The organism is Actinomyces sp. Marseille-QA0893, from assembly GCF_976954355.1.
In genome coordinates, this window is sequence record NZ_CDRJSY010000001.1 from 287,213 (window position 1) to 304,828 (window position 17,616).

The 17,616-nt window shown below is 57.3% G+C and carries 14 protein-coding genes and 3 tRNA genes; 3 read left to right on the forward strand and 14 right to left on the reverse strand.

Annotated features, from left to right (window positions below; genetic code table 11):
• Positions 1 to 7 precede the first annotated feature (7 nt).
• Together ACWNMW_RS01330 and ACWNMW_RS01335 are read right to left on the reverse strand one after the other, a co-directional pair.
• Positions 8 to 1,144: a D-alanine--D-alanine ligase family protein gene (locus ACWNMW_RS01330; protein ID WP_449489784.1), complete on the reverse strand. Its 1,137-nt coding sequence runs from the start codon at positions 1,142 to 1,144 to the stop codon at positions 8 to 10.
• Positions 1,145 to 1,193: 49 nt separating this feature from the next.
• Positions 1,194 to 2,210 carry an NAD(P)H-dependent glycerol-3-phosphate dehydrogenase gene (locus ACWNMW_RS01335; RefSeq protein ID WP_449489785.1) on the reverse strand — a complete coding sequence of 339 codons (1,017 nt, stop codon included), beginning with the start codon at positions 2,208 to 2,210 and terminating at the stop codon, positions 1,194 to 1,196.
• A gap of 69 nt (positions 2,211 to 2,279) precedes the next feature.
• On the opposite strand from ACWNMW_RS01335, the gene ACWNMW_RS01340 reads away from it, so the two are divergent.
• Complete coding sequence (locus ACWNMW_RS01340) at positions 2,280 to 2,900, forward strand: AMIN-like domain-containing (lipo)protein (RefSeq protein ID WP_449489786.1); 621 nt, start codon at positions 2,280 to 2,282, stop codon at positions 2,898 to 2,900.
• A gap of 16 nt (positions 2,901 to 2,916) precedes the next feature.
• Here the strand turns inward: ACWNMW_RS01340 and ACWNMW_RS01345 are convergent, their stop codons facing one another.
• The 5 genes from ACWNMW_RS01345 to leuC all read right to left on the reverse strand — a co-directional run bounded on the left by ACWNMW_RS01345 (position 2,917) and on the right by leuC (position 8,195).
• A complete protein-coding gene (locus tag ACWNMW_RS01345; RefSeq protein WP_295895211.1) occupies positions 2,917 to 3,639 on the reverse strand; it encodes a lysophospholipid acyltransferase family protein in 723 nt (240 codons plus the stop codon).
• Positions 3,640 to 3,703: 64 nt separating this feature from the next.
• Positions 3,704 to 4,672 carry a diacylglycerol/lipid kinase family protein gene (locus ACWNMW_RS01350; protein ID WP_449489787.1) on the reverse strand — a complete coding sequence of 323 codons (969 nt, stop codon included), beginning with the start codon at positions 4,670 to 4,672 and terminating at the stop codon, positions 3,704 to 3,706.
• A gap of 19 nt (positions 4,673 to 4,691) precedes the next feature.
• Positions 4,692 to 6,017 carry a UDP-N-acetylglucosamine 1-carboxyvinyltransferase gene (gene murA, locus ACWNMW_RS01355; protein ID WP_034502667.1) on the reverse strand — a complete coding sequence of 442 codons (1,326 nt, stop codon included), beginning with the start codon at positions 6,015 to 6,017 and terminating at the stop codon, positions 4,692 to 4,694.
• Between the two features lie 94 nt (positions 6,018 to 6,111).
• Entirely contained in the window at positions 6,112 to 6,756 is a 645-nt protein-coding gene (gene leuD, locus ACWNMW_RS01360) for a 3-isopropylmalate dehydratase small subunit (RefSeq protein WP_449489788.1), read from the reverse strand.
• A 20-nt stretch (positions 6,757 to 6,776) separates the two neighbouring features.
• Positions 6,777 to 8,195 carry a 3-isopropylmalate dehydratase large subunit gene (gene leuC, locus ACWNMW_RS01365; RefSeq protein WP_295893189.1) on the reverse strand — a complete coding sequence of 473 codons (1,419 nt, stop codon included), beginning with the start codon at positions 8,193 to 8,195 and terminating at the stop codon, positions 6,777 to 6,779.
• A 95-nt stretch (positions 8,196 to 8,290) separates the two neighbouring features.
• Here leuC and ACWNMW_RS01370 point away from each other — a divergent pair, with 95 nt between their 5' ends.
• Positions 8,291 to 9,031 (forward strand): IclR family transcriptional regulator, encoded by a 741-nt coding sequence (locus tag ACWNMW_RS01370; RefSeq protein WP_034502660.1) that lies wholly within the window; start codon positions 8,291 to 8,293, stop codon positions 9,029 to 9,031.
• Here the strand turns inward: ACWNMW_RS01370 and ACWNMW_RS01375 are convergent.
• The 5 genes from ACWNMW_RS01375 to gltX form a co-directional block, all read right to left on the reverse strand.
• Entirely contained in the window at positions 9,028 to 10,161 is a 1,134-nt protein-coding gene (locus ACWNMW_RS01375) for a glycosyltransferase family 4 protein (RefSeq protein ID WP_449489789.1), read from the reverse strand. The genes ACWNMW_RS01370 and ACWNMW_RS01375 overlap by 4 nt on opposite strands.
• A gap of 88 nt (positions 10,162 to 10,249) precedes the next feature.
• Positions 10,250 to 10,322, reverse strand: a tRNA-Glu gene (locus ACWNMW_RS01380).
• Between the two features lie 54 nt (positions 10,323 to 10,376).
• Positions 10,377 to 10,449: transfer RNA gene (locus ACWNMW_RS01385), tRNA-Glu, on the reverse strand.
• Positions 10,450 to 10,471: 22 nt separating this feature from the next.
• Positions 10,472 to 10,546: transfer RNA gene (locus tag ACWNMW_RS01390), tRNA-Gln, on the reverse strand.
• Between the two features lie 228 nt (positions 10,547 to 10,774).
• On the reverse strand, positions 10,775 to 12,283 hold the full coding sequence (gene gltX / locus ACWNMW_RS01395; protein WP_034502657.1) for a glutamate--tRNA ligase: 1,509 nt from the start codon (positions 12,281 to 12,283) through the stop codon (positions 10,775 to 10,777).
• 202 nt (positions 12,284 to 12,485) lie between these two features.
• Here gltX and ACWNMW_RS01400 point away from each other — a divergent pair, with 202 nt between their 5' ends.
• The gene (locus ACWNMW_RS01400) at positions 12,486 to 13,649 is read left to right on the forward strand and encodes a MalY/PatB family protein (RefSeq protein ID WP_449489790.1); all 1,164 of its coding nucleotides are present in this window, start codon (positions 12,486 to 12,488) and stop codon (positions 13,647 to 13,649) included.
• Positions 13,650 to 13,653: 4 nt separating this feature from the next.
• Here the strand turns inward: ACWNMW_RS01400 and ACWNMW_RS01405 are convergent, their stop codons facing one another.
• Positions 13,654 to 14,457: a purine-nucleoside phosphorylase gene (locus ACWNMW_RS01405; protein ID WP_449489791.1), complete on the reverse strand. Its 804-nt coding sequence runs from the start codon at positions 14,455 to 14,457 to the stop codon at positions 13,654 to 13,656.
• Between the two features lie 19 nt (positions 14,458 to 14,476).
• Positions 14,477 to 15,940, reverse strand: a complete 1,464-nt coding sequence (locus ACWNMW_RS01410) for a purine-cytosine permease family protein (RefSeq protein WP_449489792.1) — start codon at positions 15,938 to 15,940, stop codon at positions 14,477 to 14,479.
• Positions 15,941 to 17,616 lie beyond the last annotated feature (1,676 nt).

The following is a 17,616-nucleotide window of genomic DNA, read 5'->3' on the forward strand; positions in this document are numbered from 1 at the left end:
AGATATCCTACCTTAGTCCCAGGGGACGACTGAGAGCCTCTTCAAGCAGCGAGGTCACTAGTTCCGTGTAGCTCATCCCGGCCTCGGCCCACACTCGCGGGTAGAGGGACAGACGAGTGAATCCGGGCATGGTGTTCACTTCGTTGACGATGATTTCGTGAGTTGAATCGTTGTAGAAGAAGTCGACGCGTGCCAGCCCCTCACATTCCAAGGCCTCGAAAGCCTTCAGGGCAATGCTCTGGATCCTCTGCGCGTCCTCGGCGGGAATGTCAGCCGGACACATCAAGGAGATCGCATCGGTGTCGACGTACTTGAGTGCGTAGTCGTAGAACTCCCCTTCGGGAACCCCAATCTCACCCAAGGGCGCAGCCATTGCCTCGCCACCGGCGGGCACGCGCACACCGCACTCAATCTCACGACCATGGGCCATGGCCTCGACAATGATGCGCGGATCGTTCGCGGCTGCTTCCTTAATCGCAAGGTCCAGCTGATCGGGCGAATCAACGCGAGAAATACCTACTGAGGAGCCTGCACGCGTGGGCTTAACAAAGACGGGGTATCCCAAGGCATCAATGCGCGCACGCACGTCCTGCGGATCCTTCGACCACTGTTTCTCGGTGACCAATTCCCAACGACCAACCGAAATTCCAGCCTCGGCAAGGACCGTCTTCGTCAAGTGCTTATCCATCGAGGCCGAACTCGACGTTACGCCGCAACCGACGTAGCGCACATCGGACATCTCGAAGAGGCCCTGAATCGTTCCGTCTTCGCCGTAAGGACCATGCAAGAGAGGCAGGACCACATCGATCACGCCCAAATCTTCAACTCCGACAATTTGGGCATTGTGATCTTCAGGAGAGCGATCGTAGGTCGTTTCAACAAGGCGGGCAAGGCCGGGAAGCAGGCTCACGCGGCTCAATCCCGGCACAATCGTCGTATCTGAGGCCGTGCGAAGATCCACCAACTCCGGGTTATCATCCACGCGCACCCACTGCCCATCGCGTGTAATTCCAACGGCAAGGACATCAAAGCGCTCACGGTCAAGAGCATGAAGAACACCGGCAGCCGTCGCACAAGAGACCAAGTGTTCGCTGGAGCGTCCACCAAAAACAACGAGGACGCGAGGACGTTTGACTTCACTCATGGGGTCAAGATTACCGCGAGAATCGACCTTGCCCGCACTGTGCGCGCCTTCAGACCAACTCAATTTTCCACCCATCCATCTTTCGTGGACGCGAGAGCAACATGTTCCCCATGTCATTGATTCCCGCGCGCCCCTCAACAACTTCAACAACTGCGGTCGTAATCGGCATGTCTACACCGATCGACTGGGCAAGCTGCAGAATCGGGATCGCCGAGGCCACGCCTTCCACGACACCCGCAGAAGCAGCAAGAGCATCCTCAACGCTCATACCCGTCCCGACTCGATGTCCGAAAGCAAAATTTCTGGACAGCGTGGTCGAACAGGTTGCGATTAAGTCGCCAATTCCTGCAAGCCCCGCAAAGGTTGCCGGATCTGCGCCCAAGGCAGTGCCCAGACGCGTCATTTCTGCGAGGCCGCGCGTCATCAAGGTCGAGCGGGTGTTAATTCCTAAACCAAGCCCCTCCGCCGCACCAATCGCGACGGCGATAACGTTCTTCGTCGCGCCGGCAATTTCTGTGCCAATCACATCCGAGGACAGATAGGGGCGGAAATAAGAGTTGTGGCAGACTCCCGCAATTTCCTTGGCTAATTCAAGGTTGCTCGAGGCGACAACGGTTGCTGTCGGTTGGTGCACCGCAATTTCACGCGAGAGGTTAGGCCCGGAAAGAACCGCGATCCGATCGTGACCCACACCAGAAGCTTCACTCAACACCTCATCCACTCGCTTAAGCGAGCCCAACTCAAGTCCCTTGGCCAGCGAGAGCAGCGCAGTTTGATTTCCGAGGCTGGGGCGCGCTGCCTCGAGAGTCGCGCGTACCGCTTTGACGGGGATTGCAACGATGAGAAGATCCGCGCCATCAACGGCCTGGCGAAGATCACAGGTCGCGCTAATCGACTCGGAGAGAACCAGGTCGGGAACATAGCGAGGATTTTCATGCGAGTTGATCGCGGAGACGATCTCTGGATTGCGTCCCCACATAGTGACAGCGTGTCCAGCATCTGCAAGAACCTGGGCAAAAGTGGTTCCCCACGCGCCCGTGCCCAGCACGCTCATTCGTGTCATCATTGTCATTCCTCTCCCATCCGCCTCAACCCTACTAGGATAAAGACACGCGACGTGCCCAAGGAGGAGCTCATGTCTAAACGCACAGCCCTATCTGCCCTCGTTCTTGTGACGACAGCTGTATTGTGCGGGTGCTCCCCCACCCCATCGCAAAGCAACGCTTCAAGCGCGCCCACGGCCTCGGCAAGCAGCCAATCCCCGTCGCTTGCCCCTAGCGCCAGCGCAAGTACATCGGCGTCCCCCAGTACGTGGGAGAGCATTGAACCCCGCTTCCCACAGCAATCCCTTGGCAAAGAAGACGCCAACCACGCACCGGTCTTCCACGATATGCGCGTGGGAGACCACGACGGTTTTTACCGCGTTGTCGTTGAGTTCACTGGAAGTGATGACGTGGGATGGATCGGAGGGTGGACGACCTCCCCGCTCACCCAGGGCAAGGGAGATCCCATCGATTTGGGAACGCCTGTCTATCTTGATCTCAATCTTCAAGGCGGGGCTATGCCCGTGAGCGAGGAACTAGCAGCCAACTATTACAAAGGGCCCAAGACCCTTGATATCGGGCCGATACGCGTACTCGAGAATGGAACTTTCGAGGCCGATACTCACATCGTCATCGGAATGGACCGAAAGCGTGAGGTCACCTTGAGTGCGCTCAGCAGTCCCTCGCGAGTTGTCATCGATATCGCGAAGTAACACAAGGGCTTCGGCGCTAGTAGTCGACGCGTTCCTTGAGCTTGCGATCCCACACGCCTGCGGGGGCTTCTTCCCCGCGAAGGGCGGCAACTTCCTCGATCATCACGCGCTGAATTCGTTTGGTTGCTTCTTCGACGGCCTCGTGGTCGGCTGAGCCAGATTCGCGGCACAGATCCTGAAGGGGAATCGGATCACCGATACGCACCGAGACTCGCCTGCGTGGACGGAAGTCAATGAGTGCAGAACCCGAGCGCATGATCTTCTGTTCTCCCCAGTGAATAAAGGGGATCACCGCCGCGCCGGTGTCCAAGGCAAGTCGCGCAGCGCCCGTCTTGATCCGCATCGGCCACAAATCAGGATCCAAAGTCAGCGTGCCTTCCGGATAAATGGCCACGCATTCGCCCTCGCGAAGGGCCTGAGCTGCTGAGGCAAGAATGGCACCCGGATCCTTGGCGCGTCGGTTTACCGGCAGAAGCTTCATCTGGCGCATCGCACCGCCTAGGAGCGGCACTTTGAAGAGCTCAGACTTCGCCATGATTCGAACGGGAATATCGGCTTTCATCATGACCCACAGCAGGCAAACCGGATCGATGTTTGACAGGTGGTTGCACACCAGTAGAAAACCGCCCTCGCGCGGAAGCTTATCGAGGCCTTCCACGTCGATTTTTGTCCACGGAACCATGAAGGTACGGAAGACGCCTCGCGCGAAACGGTAGAAACCTGTGAGCCGGTGAGTCATGTGTGTAGTCTAACGAAGCGGGCACGCGGGTAAAAACGCTGCTGCCCACCCGGCACGTGTTTTTCTATGCGAAAACCTGAAAAACCCCAGGTTGAACCGAAATCTCAACGGATCCGTGCGCAACCTGATCGCCGTCTCCCATCGCGATCAGTCCGGCGTTATCAAGGATTTTGACTTGGCTCACCGTCTCCACATGCACAATCGGGTCATCGACGCGCCGAGTAGTAAGTACCCGCGCCAAAACGCGGATCGCTTGGTGTTTTGGTACCGGGTCAACGGTGAGAAGCTCAAGCTTGCCGTCACTGGGATTGGACGTGGGAACGATGTTGATTCCACCGCCAAACCATCCCGAGTTTGAGACGGAGACCAACCACCCGCGGATACGCCGCACCTGGCCATCGACCTCGATTTCCATGGTCCGAGGCTTGAACTTGGCCAGCGCGCATACCGCTCCCCACGCGTATGCGAGCGTCCCGGAACTGAAAGGCGACTCGTTGGCAATCTGATTGGCAAGGGCATCGAGACCAAAAGAGACTAAGCCGAGAACCTGCGATGCCTCACCGGAGCGCGCGCCCTGTGCGTCTAAATTCTGCGCTTCGCCTGCATGAGCAAGCGGCGCGACCCTCATAGCATCCACATCGCGAAAACGCCCAATGGTGCCCGCCTGCGACGAAACGATCTCCGAGGCCTGGGGAAGCGTGCGGATATGCGCCAGCGCATCCGTACCAATCCCTAGACAGCGGCACAAGTCATTGCCCCGCCCTCCGGGAAGAGGGATCACCGTCCCGCCTCGTTTCCCAACCTCAGAGGCGATGTGAGCGATATACCCATCGCCGCCAAAAACTCCGACCCACTGGTGCGTCGACGCGGCAGCAAGCTGGCCCGGATCGTCCTCACGATGAGTAACAACCACCTCGACTTCCCATCCGCGTTCGCGCAGGAGCGCAGCAGCTTGGGGTGCGAGGCGCAACGCTCGGCCTCGGCCAGAAAGAGCAGAGACGAAGAGCTGTAAGGAGGGCGCTGAAGGGTCCACGAAAGGCACTTGGGAAAGCTCAGCGGTCGGCGTATTCGACGCGCGCGTCCAGCTCGCGCAGTTTACGGATGAAATGCTCGTATCCGCGCGAAATCACATCGATTCCCGAAACGGTTGAGGTTCCCGAAGCGGCCAGTGCGGCAATCAGGTGCGAGAAGCCACCACGAAGGTCAGGAACAACGATATCTGCAGCGTGAAGAGGCGTCGGCCCCGAGATAACGGCTGAGTGGTAATAGTTCTTCTGGCCAAAACGGCACGGTGTTCCGCCCAAGCACTCACGGTAAACCTGAATATTTGCACCCATTTGACGCAGCGCAGAGGTGAAACCGAAGCGGTTTTCATACACGGTTTCGTGGACGATGGACAAGCCTTCGGCCTGAGTGAGAGCAACGACGAGGGGCTGCTGCCAGTCCGTCATGAAACCGGGGTGAACGGCGGTTTCCAAAGCAATGGAATGCAATTCACCGCCGGGATGATAGAAGCGAATACCTTCTGAATCGATATCGAAAGCGCCGCCAACTTTACGGAAGGTGTTGAGGAAAGTCGTCATATCCGGCTGGTGCGCGCCTCGGACGTAAATGTCACCGTGAGTGGCCAGGGCTGCCGCTCCCCAGGAAGCGGCCTCGATGCGGTCAGGAAGAGCGGTGTGGCGGTATCCGCTGAGGGTTTGCACGCCTTCAATGCGGATGGTGCGGTCAGTATCAACGGAAATGATGGCGCCCATCTTCTGAAGAACATTGATGAGGTCCATAATTTCGGGCTCGATTGCCGCGCCCTTCAAGGTTGTGATGCCGTCGTTGCGCACTGCCGTGAGCAGCGTTTGTTCGGTCGCGCCAACAGAGGGGAAGGGAAGCTCAATGATTGCGCCGTGTAGTCCGGAGGACGGGCGCTTGATATGAACACCATCGGGCTGTTTTTCAACGATCGCGCCGAACTTACGCAAGGTCTCCAAGTGGAAGTCGATGGGACGGCCACCGATAGCGCATCCTCCCAGTTCCGGAATGAATGCTTCACCAAGTTGATGGAGAAGAGGCCCGCAGAAGAGGATCGGAATACGCGAAGCTCCCGCAAGAGTGTCAATATCAGAGCGCGAGGCCACGCGAACATTCGCGGGATCCATGCGCAATTCGCCGCGCTCTTGGTCGTAATCAACCTTGACCCCATGCAGGGACAAGAGGTCAGAGACCACGTCAACGTCACGAATCAGAGGGACGTTGTAGAGCTCTGAGGGCGTGTCGGCCAGCAGCGATGCAACCATCGCTTTGGGAACAAAGTTCTTTGCTCCGCGCACGGTAATGGTGCCCTGAAGCGGGTGGCCACCTTCAACTCGCAGAATCGAGGACATCTTGCTGGTCTCCTAGCTGTCGACTTTCTGTGACCACTTTAGAGCAGCTCGCCCTCATCTGCGTGCGCTTCGGGCAGCTTTTGCGGGTGGCGAACTACTCAGAGGCGACGGGACGTGCAGAAACAACCAGTTGCAGGGGAAGAGTCTTTGCAGGAAGTGTCTTCGGTTTGAAGGACGGCCTGCGCTCTTCGTAGGCGGTAATTTCTGCCTCGTGACGCAAGGTCAAGGCAATGTCGTCCAAACCTTCCATCAGCGTCCAGCGCACGTAGTCATCGATTTCAAAAGTGCAGGTGAAATCACCGAGGCGCGCGGTCTTATCTTCCAGAGAAACCGTGATTTGCGCGCCGGGATCAGCTTCGAGCAGTTCCCAGAGCTTTTCACAGTCGTCCTGGCTGATGATTCCAGTAACGAGGCCTTGCTTGCCCGCGTTTCCGCGGAAGATGTCGGCGAACTTGGGTGCGAGGACGACCTTAAAGCCGTAGTCGCGAAGTGCCCACACCGCATGCTCGCGCGATGAGCCGGTTCCAAAATCTGGCCCAGCGACCAAGACCGATCCTTGGCTGTAGGGTTCACGATTCAAAATGAAGTCAGGCTCGCGGCGCCATGCGTAAAACAGCGCGTCATCGAAGCCGGTCTTTGTAACGCGCTTCAAGAAGACGGCCGGAATGATCTGGTCGGTGTCGACATTTGAGCGGCGGAGCGGGACGCCAATACCCGTGTGCGAAATGAACTTTTCCATGAGTTTTCCTTCGGTGTGTATCAGCGCTGAGCCGGCTCATCCAGGTCTGCGGGCGAGGACAGTGTTCCACGAATTGCGGTTGCTGCTGCGACCAGTGGGGAAACCAAGTGTGTGCGCGAAAGCTTTCCTTGGCGGCCTTCAAAGTTACGATTCGAGGTCGAGGCGGAGCGTTCTTGAGGTGCCAGTTGGTCGGGATTCATCCCCAGGCACATTGAGCAACCGGCATTGCGCCACTCCGCGCCGAAATTCGTGAAGACCTTATCCAGGCCCTCGGCCTCGGCTTGAAGACGAACACGCGCCGAACCGGGAACAACCAGCATACGTAGTCCCGGGGCTTTTTCGTGGCCACGAATGATTTCGGCTGCGGCACGCAGATCTTCAATGCGGCCGTTCGTGCATGAACCCAGGAAGACGGTGTCGACCTTGATATCGCGCATCGGAGTGCCGGCCTCGAGGCCCATGTAGTCCAGAGCCTTCTTCGCGGCCGCACGTAAGGTCTCATCACTAAAGTCTTCGGGGTTGGGAACTTGACCAGACAGAGGAACGCCCTGCCCGGGGTTGGTTCCCCAGGTTACGAAGGGTTCGAGGTCTTCGGCATTCAAGATGACCTCGGCGTCGAAAACCGCATCTTCATCTGAGTGGAGTGTCTTCCAGTATTCGACGGCGCGATCCCAGTCTTCACCTTGAGGAGCGTGGGGACGTCCCTTGAGGTAGGCGAAGGTCGTCTCATCGGGGGCGACCATTCCGGCGCGAGCACCGGCCTCGATGGACATATTGCACACGGTCATGCGGCCTTCCATCGAAAGCTCGCGAATTGCCTGACCGCGATACTCAAGGACATATCCCTGTCCCCCACCGGTTCCGATCTTCGAGATCACGGCCAAGATGATGTCTTTTGCAGTCGCACCCTTGGGCAGAGAACCGTTCACGGTAATAGCCATGGTCTTGAAAGGAGCCATGGGAAGTGTCTGGGTAGCAAGGACGTGCTCGACCTGACTGGTTCCAATTCCCATTGCCAGAGCGCCAAAAGCACCGTGTGTCGAGGTGTGAGAGTCACCGCAGACGATAGTCATGCCGGGTTGAGTGAGCCCAAGCTGAGGGCCAACGACGTGGACGATTCCCTGATCGGCGTCCCCCAGGGAGTGCAAACGGATACCAAATTCCTTCGCATTTTTGCGCAGAGTATCGATCTGCGTGCGGCTGGTGATATCTGCGATCGGCAGATCAATGTTCACGGTGGGGGTGTTGTGATCTTCGGTTGCGATCGTGAGATCGGGGCGACGCACCTTGCGTCCAGCCATGCGCAAACCGTCAAATGCCTGGGGGCTGGTCACTTCGTGAACAAGATGCAAGTCGATGTAGAGCAGGTCCGGGGCCCCATCTTCCCCATGCACAACTACGTGATCAGCCCAGACCTTTTCGGCCAGCGTTCCACTCATTTACCGCTCCTTCTTCGACTTCTTTCTTCCCATGATTGACACTTACGGTGGAGTTGGACTTGATATCTCATTTAATGAGATGTGAAAATAACATCATGGAGGACTCAGAAGCCTTTGGAAGTGGAGTTGGCGTTCTAGATAAAGCCGCGTTGGTTTTGAGCGCCCTCGAAGCAGGTCCGGCCCCCCTTGCACAGTTGGTCGCAACGACGGGTCTTGCACGCCCAACAGCACACCGCCTGGCCGTCGCATTGGAGTATCACCGCTTCGTTGCACGCGACATGCAAGGACGTTTCGTTTTGGGGCCGCGTCTCCAAGAACTCGCCTCTTCTGCCGGCGAGGACCGTCTGCTTGCTGCCGCAATGCCCGTTCTGATCGCATTGCGCAATCACACCAAGGAATCGACCCAGCTTTTCCGTCGTCAAGGCGACTTCCGCGTGTGCGTTGCCGCCTCTGAACGTGAAATGGGGCTTCGCGATTCCATTCCCGTTGGCGCAACCCTCACTATGAAGGCAGGTTCTGCCGCGCAGGTTCTTCTTGCGTGGGAAGAACCCGACCGCTTGCACCGCGGTCTGTATGGCGCGACTTTCAACGCGACGATGCTCGCGCAAGTTCGTCGCCGAGGCTGGGCACAGTCGGTCGCAGAACGCGAGCCTGGCGTCGCATCGGTTTCCGCCCCCGTTCGAGGCCCCTCCGGCCGAGTTCTGGCCGCGATCTCAATTTCTGGCCCCGTCGAGCGCATGGGACGTCAACCGGGACGCCAGCACGGCCCCTCCGCGGTCGCTGCAGCCAATAGGCTCTCGGATTTCCTCCGCTCCGCAGAAGGAATGGAAGACTAAGACACCGCTGCCATCGCGCGCCGGTAATACTCCTCCGTTGAGTCAATAACCTTCTCCCACGAGAAGGGGAAACTCGCGCTCATATTGTGCGCACGAATGTCGCCGAGGCACTCAGGACGCTCAAGTACGCCCACGAGCGTTTCAATCATGTCCTCGTCACTGTCAAGACTCCACCCATTCACGCCGTTCTCAACCACCTCGGCAAGCCCAGATTGTGAACGCGTCATCACTGCAAGTCCAGAGGCGAGGGCTTCGCGTCCCGCAATCGAAGCAGATTCTTTGATCGAAGGGGCAAGGAAAATATCCGCTCGCGAATACAGGTCCTGTAGTTGAGCGGCGCTCATACGTCCCGGAAGAAGAACCCACTCCCCGAGGTCATACTTGTCCACCTTGCGCACAGCAGAATTGAAAAGTGGTCCCTCGCCCGCGATGACCGCACGCAGAGGGAAAGAGGAAGCGTCGCCTCGGCGATAGTAGGAATTCCAGCGGCGAGAGGTCTCCGCAAGGATATCGATGAGTGCGTCCACGCGCTTTCGAGGCGCAAATCGGGTCGCCGTAACAGCGAGGATTCCCTCGTGCGCAAGAGGTGGACGCTGCCAAGGAGTTAGATCAACGCCGTTATGCAAAGTACCAATTTGGACGCTCTCCCCCATGACCGCCCGAATCTGATCATTGACGAGCTGTGAAACACCCGTCCAGATGATCGGAGCCCTATTAAGGCCCGTTCTGCGCGCGATGGCAGTGAAGCTCGGAATTGTCAGGCGTGGATCCCACAGGGAGTGCACGGTGACGACCTGAGGGATCCCAGAGTCTTTGAGGCGCAGTAAGAGGGATTGGACGACCGGCGTAAGTTCACCCATGTGGTGGTGGACGACATCGGGTTGGAAACGCGTAATGAAGTCGCGGAAGCGCCGGGGCGCCTTCGGATCGACGGGGGCGCCAAATGGATTCGACCACGTCGAGCGCAAAACCGTATAGGGGCAAGGCTCGGTCTGCGCGCCCTCAGGCGTGCAGGTGAGAACAACGATTTCGTGGCCTCGGGAGTGGAGGTGGTCAGCAAGGGCCCCTACCTGCGTTTCAATCCCGCCCATGGTGGGACGGAAAGTATCGGAGACCAAAATAATGCGCATGGTGTCATTCTTGCATGCTTGACGGGCAGCGCTTGGGTGGCGATCTTTGGATAACAAAAAAGCAGGGCCGAAGCCCTGCGAAGAGTTGTACCCCCAACCGGATTTGAACCGGTGTTAACGCCGTGAGAGGGCGTCGTCCTAGGCCGCTAGACGATGGGGGCGGCGCGCCACAACGTGCGCTGTTCTTTTACGCAACAAAGCGTGAAAAAGAATCGTACCCCCAACCGGATTTGAACCGGTGTTAACGCCGTGAGAGGGCGTCGTCCTAGGCCGCTAGACGATGGGGGCCTTCTCGCAAATTCCTTTGCGATGGCTGGGGTACCAGGACTCGAACCTAGACTAAATGAACCAGAATCACTCGTGCTGCCAATTACACCATACCCCATGGCGCAATCCGTTCGGTCAGACCGAAGCGGCGACAAGAGAAAAGAATAGCGAACTGCGCTCTACTTGCCAAATCGCAGGAACGTGGCACTGATCATAGTGCGACATATATGAAGAACCGCAGGAAGTGAGTCCCCCACCGGAGCCCTTAGGCTCCAGCTCCATCCCACTTCCTGCGGCCGATTATGGTGCTAACGCTCGGCGTCAGCCATCTCAGGTGGTGACCAGTTTAGCCCAGTCGGTTGCGCAATGAATGCAAACGATTGAGCACACTCTCACGACCCAAGATTTCCATGGATTCAAACAGCGGCGGGGACACCTGGCGTCCCGTCACTGCCACGCGAATCGGACCAAAAGCAATACGCGGCTTGATATCCATGCCTTCAACGATGAGCTCGCGCAACGCGTGCTCAAGAGCCTCGGTTGTGAAGGGGCCGTCGTAGTTTTCAATGAAGTGGATCGTCGCGTCCAGAACCTCAGGAGCGTTTTCCTTGAGCTTCGATACGGACTTCTCATCCAGCTCAAGCGCGTCATCCTCCGTGAAGAGGAAGCCCAGCATTCCAGGAGCCTCACCGAGCAACTGAATGCGGGTCTGGATGAGCGGAGAGGCGTGCTGCATGATCTTCTGTTCGTCAGCGGTCAGCTCGTCGAAGGAATCAGCCGACACCAAACCGTCGCGGTGAAGGAAGGGGACGATGCGGCCTCGGAAATCATCCGGCTCAAGCAGGCGGATATGCTCAGCATTGATCGCAATGCACTTCTTGGGGTCGAAACGTGCGGGGTTCGGGTTCACGTCGGAAATATCGAAGGCCGCGGCCATCTCTTCCATCGAGAAGACATCGTTATCGGGGCTGATCGACCATCCCAGCAGTGCGAGGTAGTTGTTCAGGCCCTCGGGGATCATTCCAGCTTCGCGATGCAGGAGCAGGTTCGATTCGGGGTCGCGCTTGGAGAGCTTCTTGTTGCCTTCGCCCATCACGTAGGGCAGGTGGCCGAAGCGAGGCATGAACTTGGCAATACCCAGCTCTTCCAGCGCTCGGTAGAGGACGATCTGACGAGGCGTCGAAGAGAGCAGGTCTTCACCACGCAGAACGTGCGTGATTTCCATGAGCGCGTCATCAACAGGGTTGACCAGCGTGTACAGCGGGTGACCATTGGCGCGGACAATGACGTAGTCCGGAACCGAACCGGGCTTGAAGGTGATCTCGCCGCGAATCAGGTCGGTGAAGGTAATGTCTTCATCGGGCATACGCAGGCGCAGAACCGGCTTGCGTCCCTCGGCGCGGTAGGCGGCAATCTGTTCTTCGGTCAGATCGCGATCAAAGCCGTCGTAGCCAAGCTTGGGATCCTCACCCTTTGCGATGTGGCGAGCTTCGACCTCTTCTGGAGTCGAGTAGGACTCGTAGGCATAGCCGGCTTCGAGGAGCTTTGCGGCAACATCGCGGTAGATGTCCATGCGCTCGCTTTGGCGGTACGGCGGGTGCGGGCCTCCCTTACCGACACCTTCATCCCAATCCAGGCCCAGCCAACGCAGCGAATCAAGAATCTGATCGAAAGATTCTTGGGAATCGCGAGCAGCATCGGTGTCTTCAATACGGAAGACGAAGGTGCCTCCGGTATGGCGCGCGTATGCCCAGTTGAAGAGGCAGGTGCGGACCATTCCCACGTGGGGGGTTCCAGTTGGCGAAGGGCAGAATCGGACGCGAACATCGGCGCCACTTGCGGTAGTCACACTCATAATTTCTAAGTTTAGCTCCCAGAATTTGCGCCCGTGCACATTCTTCCGACCGGCGAGGCTGGTGGCGGGATAGGTGCATCACTTTCCTTTGAGGGCCAAGGCGAATTCCGAATATGAATCTGAAGCCATACAATGGGAGCCAGCTCACATTCCCGGCCTCGTCTGAAGGCCTCCCTCGAACGATCGTGAAAGAAGCTGTCGCATGGAATTTCGTAGCGCTGAAGAGCTGTGTCGCATCGGCTCGTTGAAGTGGACGGGCATTAAGCCTGCCGATGGCAGCGATGTTTTGGGTGCTTGGGTTGCTGAAATGGATTTCGGTACCGCTCCTTGCGTTGAGAAGGTCATGGTTTCGGCGATTCAGGACGGGCTTTTGGGCTACAACCCGACATGGCTCGCCCCCGCAGTTTCCGAGGCGACCGCCGCTTTCCAGAAGAAGCGTTTTGGTTGGGATCTGGATCCGAAAGCGGTGAGGGTTGCTCCTGCGGTTCTTCCAGCGCTGGAGGCGATGATTCAGTACCTGGTTCGCCCGGGCTCCCCGGTCATTGTCCCGACTCCCGCTTACATGCCTTTCTTGACGATCCCACCTGCATTGGGGCACTCCGTCATCGAAGTTCCTTCCCTCCACGGCGATGCCTACCCCGGCGGGTGGACACTGGATCTTGATGGAATTAAGGCGGGCCTCGAGGCCGGCGCTGGCTTGGTCATCTTGTGCAACCCGTGGAACCCGGTAGGGCGCGTCCTCACCGAGGTAGAAATGCGAGCTTTGCAAGAGCTCGTGTCGCGCTACGACGCACTGGTCTTTTCTGACGAGATCCACTCCCCCTTGGTTTTGGGTGGTCGCGATTTTGTTTCTTATGCGCGGATGGGCGCAGAGTTTGCTTCCCATACAATTACCGCAACCGCGGCGACAAAAGGCTGGAACATTGCGGGCTTGCCCAATGCGCAGGTCATCATTCCAGATGAGGGACTTCGCGAGCGCTGGGACGGCATCTGTCAAGAGAAACTCCCCCATTCAATGTCGACGATTGGTGCCTTGGGTTCGATCGAGGCCTACACGAACGGCGACGAGTGGCAGCGTGAAATTTTCGAGGTCATCGAAGGCAATATCCGCACTGTGAGTGAGGCACTTGCTTCCACGAAGATCGACTTCCGCCCTCCGCAGGCAACGTACCTGACGTGGTGGGGTTTCGAGGCCTACCCGCAGTTCGGGGACTCCCCCGCGAGTGTGTTGCTTGAGCGCGCGCATATTGCGGTTAATGCTGGGATCACACTGGGCGCGGATTACTCAAAGTGGGCACGAATGAACCTCGCGTGCCCGCCGAAGGTGGCCGAAGAGATGCTTTCTCGGGTTTTGGACGTTCTTTAGTCCTTCACTCTGCAGCCAGAGCGGCCTCGATACCGGCAACGACCGTTGTGGATGCCTTTCGCGCGGCATCTACAACGTCCTGCGGGTCGGTTTGCACCTGAGCGAAAGACAAGTCTGAGACAACAGACATACCTGCGACACGGACTCCAAGTGCGTGGGCGGTTATTGCCTCAAGAACGGTCGACATCCCAACACAGTCAGCGCCTAATTGCGCTAAGGCTCGGCTTTCTGCACCTGTTTGGTACTCAGGCCCGCGAAGGAGGGCGTAGGTCCCCTCTCGGCTACAGTGCTCACGCATCCTCTTGCTCATTTGACGGTCCCAAACCTGTGAGATATCGACGAACAGAGGCCCGTCAAATGGTGAGGAACCGCTGAGATTCATGTGGTCTGTAATGACCATGACATCACCCAGCGACCAGTCGCGCAGGCAGCCATTTGCATTGGTCACAATTGCGCGTTCAATGCCCGCGCACGCAGCCGCACGTATCAGTGCGGTAACAGCAAGAGGCCCGTGTCCCTCGTACAGGTGAGTTCGTCCACCTGCGACCACAACGGGGCCGCATTCGCGCATATAGACACGAAGTTCATTGAGGTGTCCATCCGCAACCGGGGCGCTCACACCGGGAAGTGAGCCCAAAGGCTGCGAGGCCGCTGGCACTCCCCACCGCTCGTTAAGCGCGTCTGCTAGGCCCGACCCCAAGACGACCAATGCGAAGGGCACTCCCCCGCAAAGGGAACGAATCTGCTCCGCGGCGGCAGTGGCCTCGGGATCGAAAAGAACAGAAGAGAAACGGGGATCAGCTGTCAAAGCACACCTTCCTCAACATTTAGCCGAGCGTGTAGGAAGGGGTGGCTTCCTGCGCACGAACGCGGCGCGCACTGGTCAGCCAATATCCCAAGAATCCCACGAGAAGGGCAAGAAGAATCCCAATGTTGGAACCAGCCCAATCACCCTCTCGCCCTCCGAGCGGGCCAAGGAGATAGCCCTGCCACGCAAGCCACGAGGCATTCGCATTGACGACGAAGCCCCAGCCAACGAAGGAACCCACAGCCAGCGTGGCGATAGCTCCCCAGTTAACGGAACCATAGCGTCCCGTTGATGTGAAGAGTGAGGGCTCGTCGTAGTCCTGGTGACGGAGCGCGATGTCGGCAAGCATGACACCGCCCCAGGTCGCAATAACAACGCCAAGGGTTGTCAGGAAGGCGGTGAAAGGAGTGAGGAAAGAATCGGCGAAGAAAACAACGACGATCGTTCCGATGGTCATGATGGTGCCGTCGATTGCGGTGGCTACAGGGCGGGTCACCGGGACACCAGTCGCCAGAAGCGAGAACCCAGAAGAATAGATATCCATAACGATTCCACCGACAAGGCCAAGGATTGCAACGATCGCGAAGGGAATCAGGAACCAGGTCGGAAGAATTGTTGTCAGCGCGCCGATCGGGTCGTTGCCGATGGCTTCAGAGAGGGTGTCATAGTTGGACCCAACCAGCAGCACACCGAAGATCACCAAGATAATGACGGGCAGCGCGGCACCTGCGGTCGTCCAGCCGACGACACCGGCGGTTGAGGCCTTGCGAGGAAGGTAGCGCGAATAGTCCGCTGCTGCGTTAATCCATCCAAAACCAAAACCAACCATGAGCATGCACATCGCCCCCAGGACCATTGCGAAGGGAGCCGCGGGACGCGCGGAAAGAACCGAGAAGTTGATTGTCGAGGCCGAGAGCAGAAGGTAGACGATCGTGAGGATTGCCGTCGCCCAGGTGATCCACGTTTGGACCTTCATGATCGCTTCAAATCCGAGGATGCCCGCTCCTGCTGCAAGGACAACAACGACGATCAAGGCGATGATCTGCGCAAGCAGGTGGTTGCTGAAACCAAGCGCTCCCATGACGGTCGCGGTTGCTTGAACCGCCATGATGGCCAAGAAGGTCTCCCACCCAACAGTGAGGATCCACGAGATTGCTGCAGAGATACGGTTTCCGTTATATCCGAATGCCGCGCGAGAGAGCACGAGGGTCGGTGCAGAGCCCCGCTTACCGGCGATAGCGATCAGACCACACAGAAGGAATGAGAGTGCAACGCCAACAACGCTGACAAGAATCGCCTGCGTGAGCGAAAGGCCAAAACCCAGCACCCACGAACCCCAGGAAATGCCGAGGACAGAGATATTAGCGGCAAACCAAGGCATGAATAAGGACGATGGCGTGCCTTTTCTTTCGGATTCGGGGATCACATCTAGGCCGGCCATCTCGATGTTTAGACCAGACGAAACCTGAGTGGTCTCACTCATGAACAATGCTCCTCTGCATTCGTGTTACCGCAGTTCATGTGGCTCTCAATCCACACTATGAACTATAGGGAAAGCACGCAGACGAAGGACAGATGCTCATGAAACTGATTCGAGGGATTGCCCACACCTTCACAGGAAGAGATACTGCGTTGGCGTGAGAGAAACGCTCACTAAAGTCCGCCAGGAACCTCCACGCTGAGAAAACTGTCCCCTCAATAAAGAAGCCCTATTCATCCTCCTCAGGCGTCCACTCAAGATCAACCCACTGACTCAGGAGCGGTCCCGCATCCGGGCGCAAATAGCACTCCAACACGTCTAGAGGCGAATACTCAACAACAAAAGACAGACATAAGAGCAACCAACTCTGATACGTTCTACATGAATAGAAAACTCCACTCTCAGAACGAATACCTAAATAACCAGGTTGCCTCCCATCCCCAACCGGCACAAGGGACCAACCCCCGCGTATTTTCAAATCGTAAGCCAAACGAACAGGCTGAAACCCTAACCTTTTACGAAGAGGATTCCCATAGCGCTGAGCTAAACAATGCTCCATCACACGCAAACTACTCGACTGAAAAACAGGTCCCCCGATATCGCCGCGCTCATACTCGTAATAGGCGAACAAACCTTCCTTGCAGTGCACTACCTCCGGTTCAGAGACCGTGTCCGTGGGAAAGAACTCCAAATAACCATCCTTCCCCAGATCACCCACCACGTCACATCCCCAGACCTCATGCATCACCTGACCAAGACGCTCACTAAAGTCCAACAGGCACCTCCACACGTAGAAAACTATCCCCTCAATAAAGAAGCCCTATTCCCCCTCCTCAGGCGTCCGCTCAAGATCAACCCACTGACTCAGGAGCGGACCAGCATCCGGACGCAGGTAGCACTCCAACACATCCAAAGGCGAATACTCAACAACATACGACAGGCATGAGAGCAACCGACTCCCATACGTTTTACACGAATAGAAAACTCCACTCTCAGAGCGAATACCTAAATAACCAGGTTGCCTCCCATCCCCAACCGGCACAAGGGACCAACCAACGCGAGGCACTGAGCATTCGTCCAGCGTAAGTAGCTTATAGTCTGACCAGATCCGGAAGCGCTTCCCGAAATGCAAGGTCAAACAGTGCTCCATCACATGCAAACTACTCGATTTAAAAGAAGCTCCGCCACGTGACGCACGCTCATATTGGTAAAACGAATACACACCGTCCCGATACTCAAGCTCCTCAGTACCAAACGTCACCGTCGAAGGGGAAAAACGCACCAGCCCAGGTTCGCCGAGCTGCCCACACATTTCCATTCCTAACGTCGCCTGAAGCGCCTGAGAGAATCGCTCGCTAAAGTCCAACAGGCACCTCCACGCCTTTTAAAACGCCAGATTCAATCAGTTCTGATATTTTCATGGGTCGTCCGGTTTGATCAAGGACTCACAGCTGGCGTACCCCACCGCACTCGCTTTCCCACGATGCAGCAATCCCGTGCTCAATCTGCCAGCCCTCAGGCATATGACCGGTAAACACATACTGATAGTAGGGTTCATACACTGAAGCAGGTGCAAGCCCCCGCTGCAACCACGCCCCCCACAATGTCAAGATTTAAGAGAAGGTCCAGAAAGACTTCACAAGACGAAAAGCAGCCGGATGAACTCAACACGTCCACCC

Coding starts and splice junctions, on each gene's coding strand:
- ACWNMW_RS01335 (WP_449489785.1), bottom strand. CDS start 2,210: ATGATGACACGAATGAGCGTGCTGGGCACGGGCGCGTGGGGAACCACT.
- ACWNMW_RS01345 (WP_295895211.1), bottom strand. CDS start 3,639: ATGACTCACCGGCTCACAGGTTTCTACCGTTTCGCGCGAGGCGTCTTC.
- ACWNMW_RS01375 (WP_449489789.1), bottom strand. CDS start 10,161: ATGCGCATTATTTTGGTCTCCGATACTTTCCGTCCCACCATGGGCGGG.
- leuD (WP_449489788.1), bottom strand. CDS start 6,756: ATGGAAAAGTTCATTTCGCACACGGGTATTGGCGTCCCGCTCCGCCGC.
- leuC (WP_295893189.1), bottom strand. CDS start 8,195: ATGAGTGGAACGCTGGCCGAAAAGGTCTGGGCTGATCACGTAGTTGTG.
- ACWNMW_RS01400 (WP_449489790.1), top strand. CDS start 12,486: ATGGAATTTCGTAGCGCTGAAGAGCTGTGTCGCATCGGCTCGTTGAAG.
- gltX (WP_034502657.1), bottom strand. CDS start 12,283: ATGAGTGTGACTACCGCAAGTGGCGCCGATGTTCGCGTCCGATTCTGC.
- ACWNMW_RS01340 (WP_449489786.1), top strand. CDS start 2,280: ATGTCTAAACGCACAGCCCTATCTGCCCTCGTTCTTGTGACGACAGCT.
- ACWNMW_RS01370 (WP_034502660.1), top strand. CDS start 8,291: ATGGAGGACTCAGAAGCCTTTGGAAGTGGAGTTGGCGTTCTAGATAAA.
- ACWNMW_RS01410 (WP_449489792.1), bottom strand. CDS start 15,940: ATGAGTGAGACCACTCAGGTTTCGTCTGGTCTAAACATCGAGATGGCC.
- ACWNMW_RS01330 (WP_449489784.1), bottom strand. CDS start 1,144: ATGAGTGAAGTCAAACGTCCTCGCGTCCTCGTTGTTTTTGGTGGACGC.
- murA (WP_034502667.1), bottom strand. CDS start 6,017: ATGTCCTCGATTCTGCGAGTTGAAGGTGGCCACCCGCTTCAGGGCACC.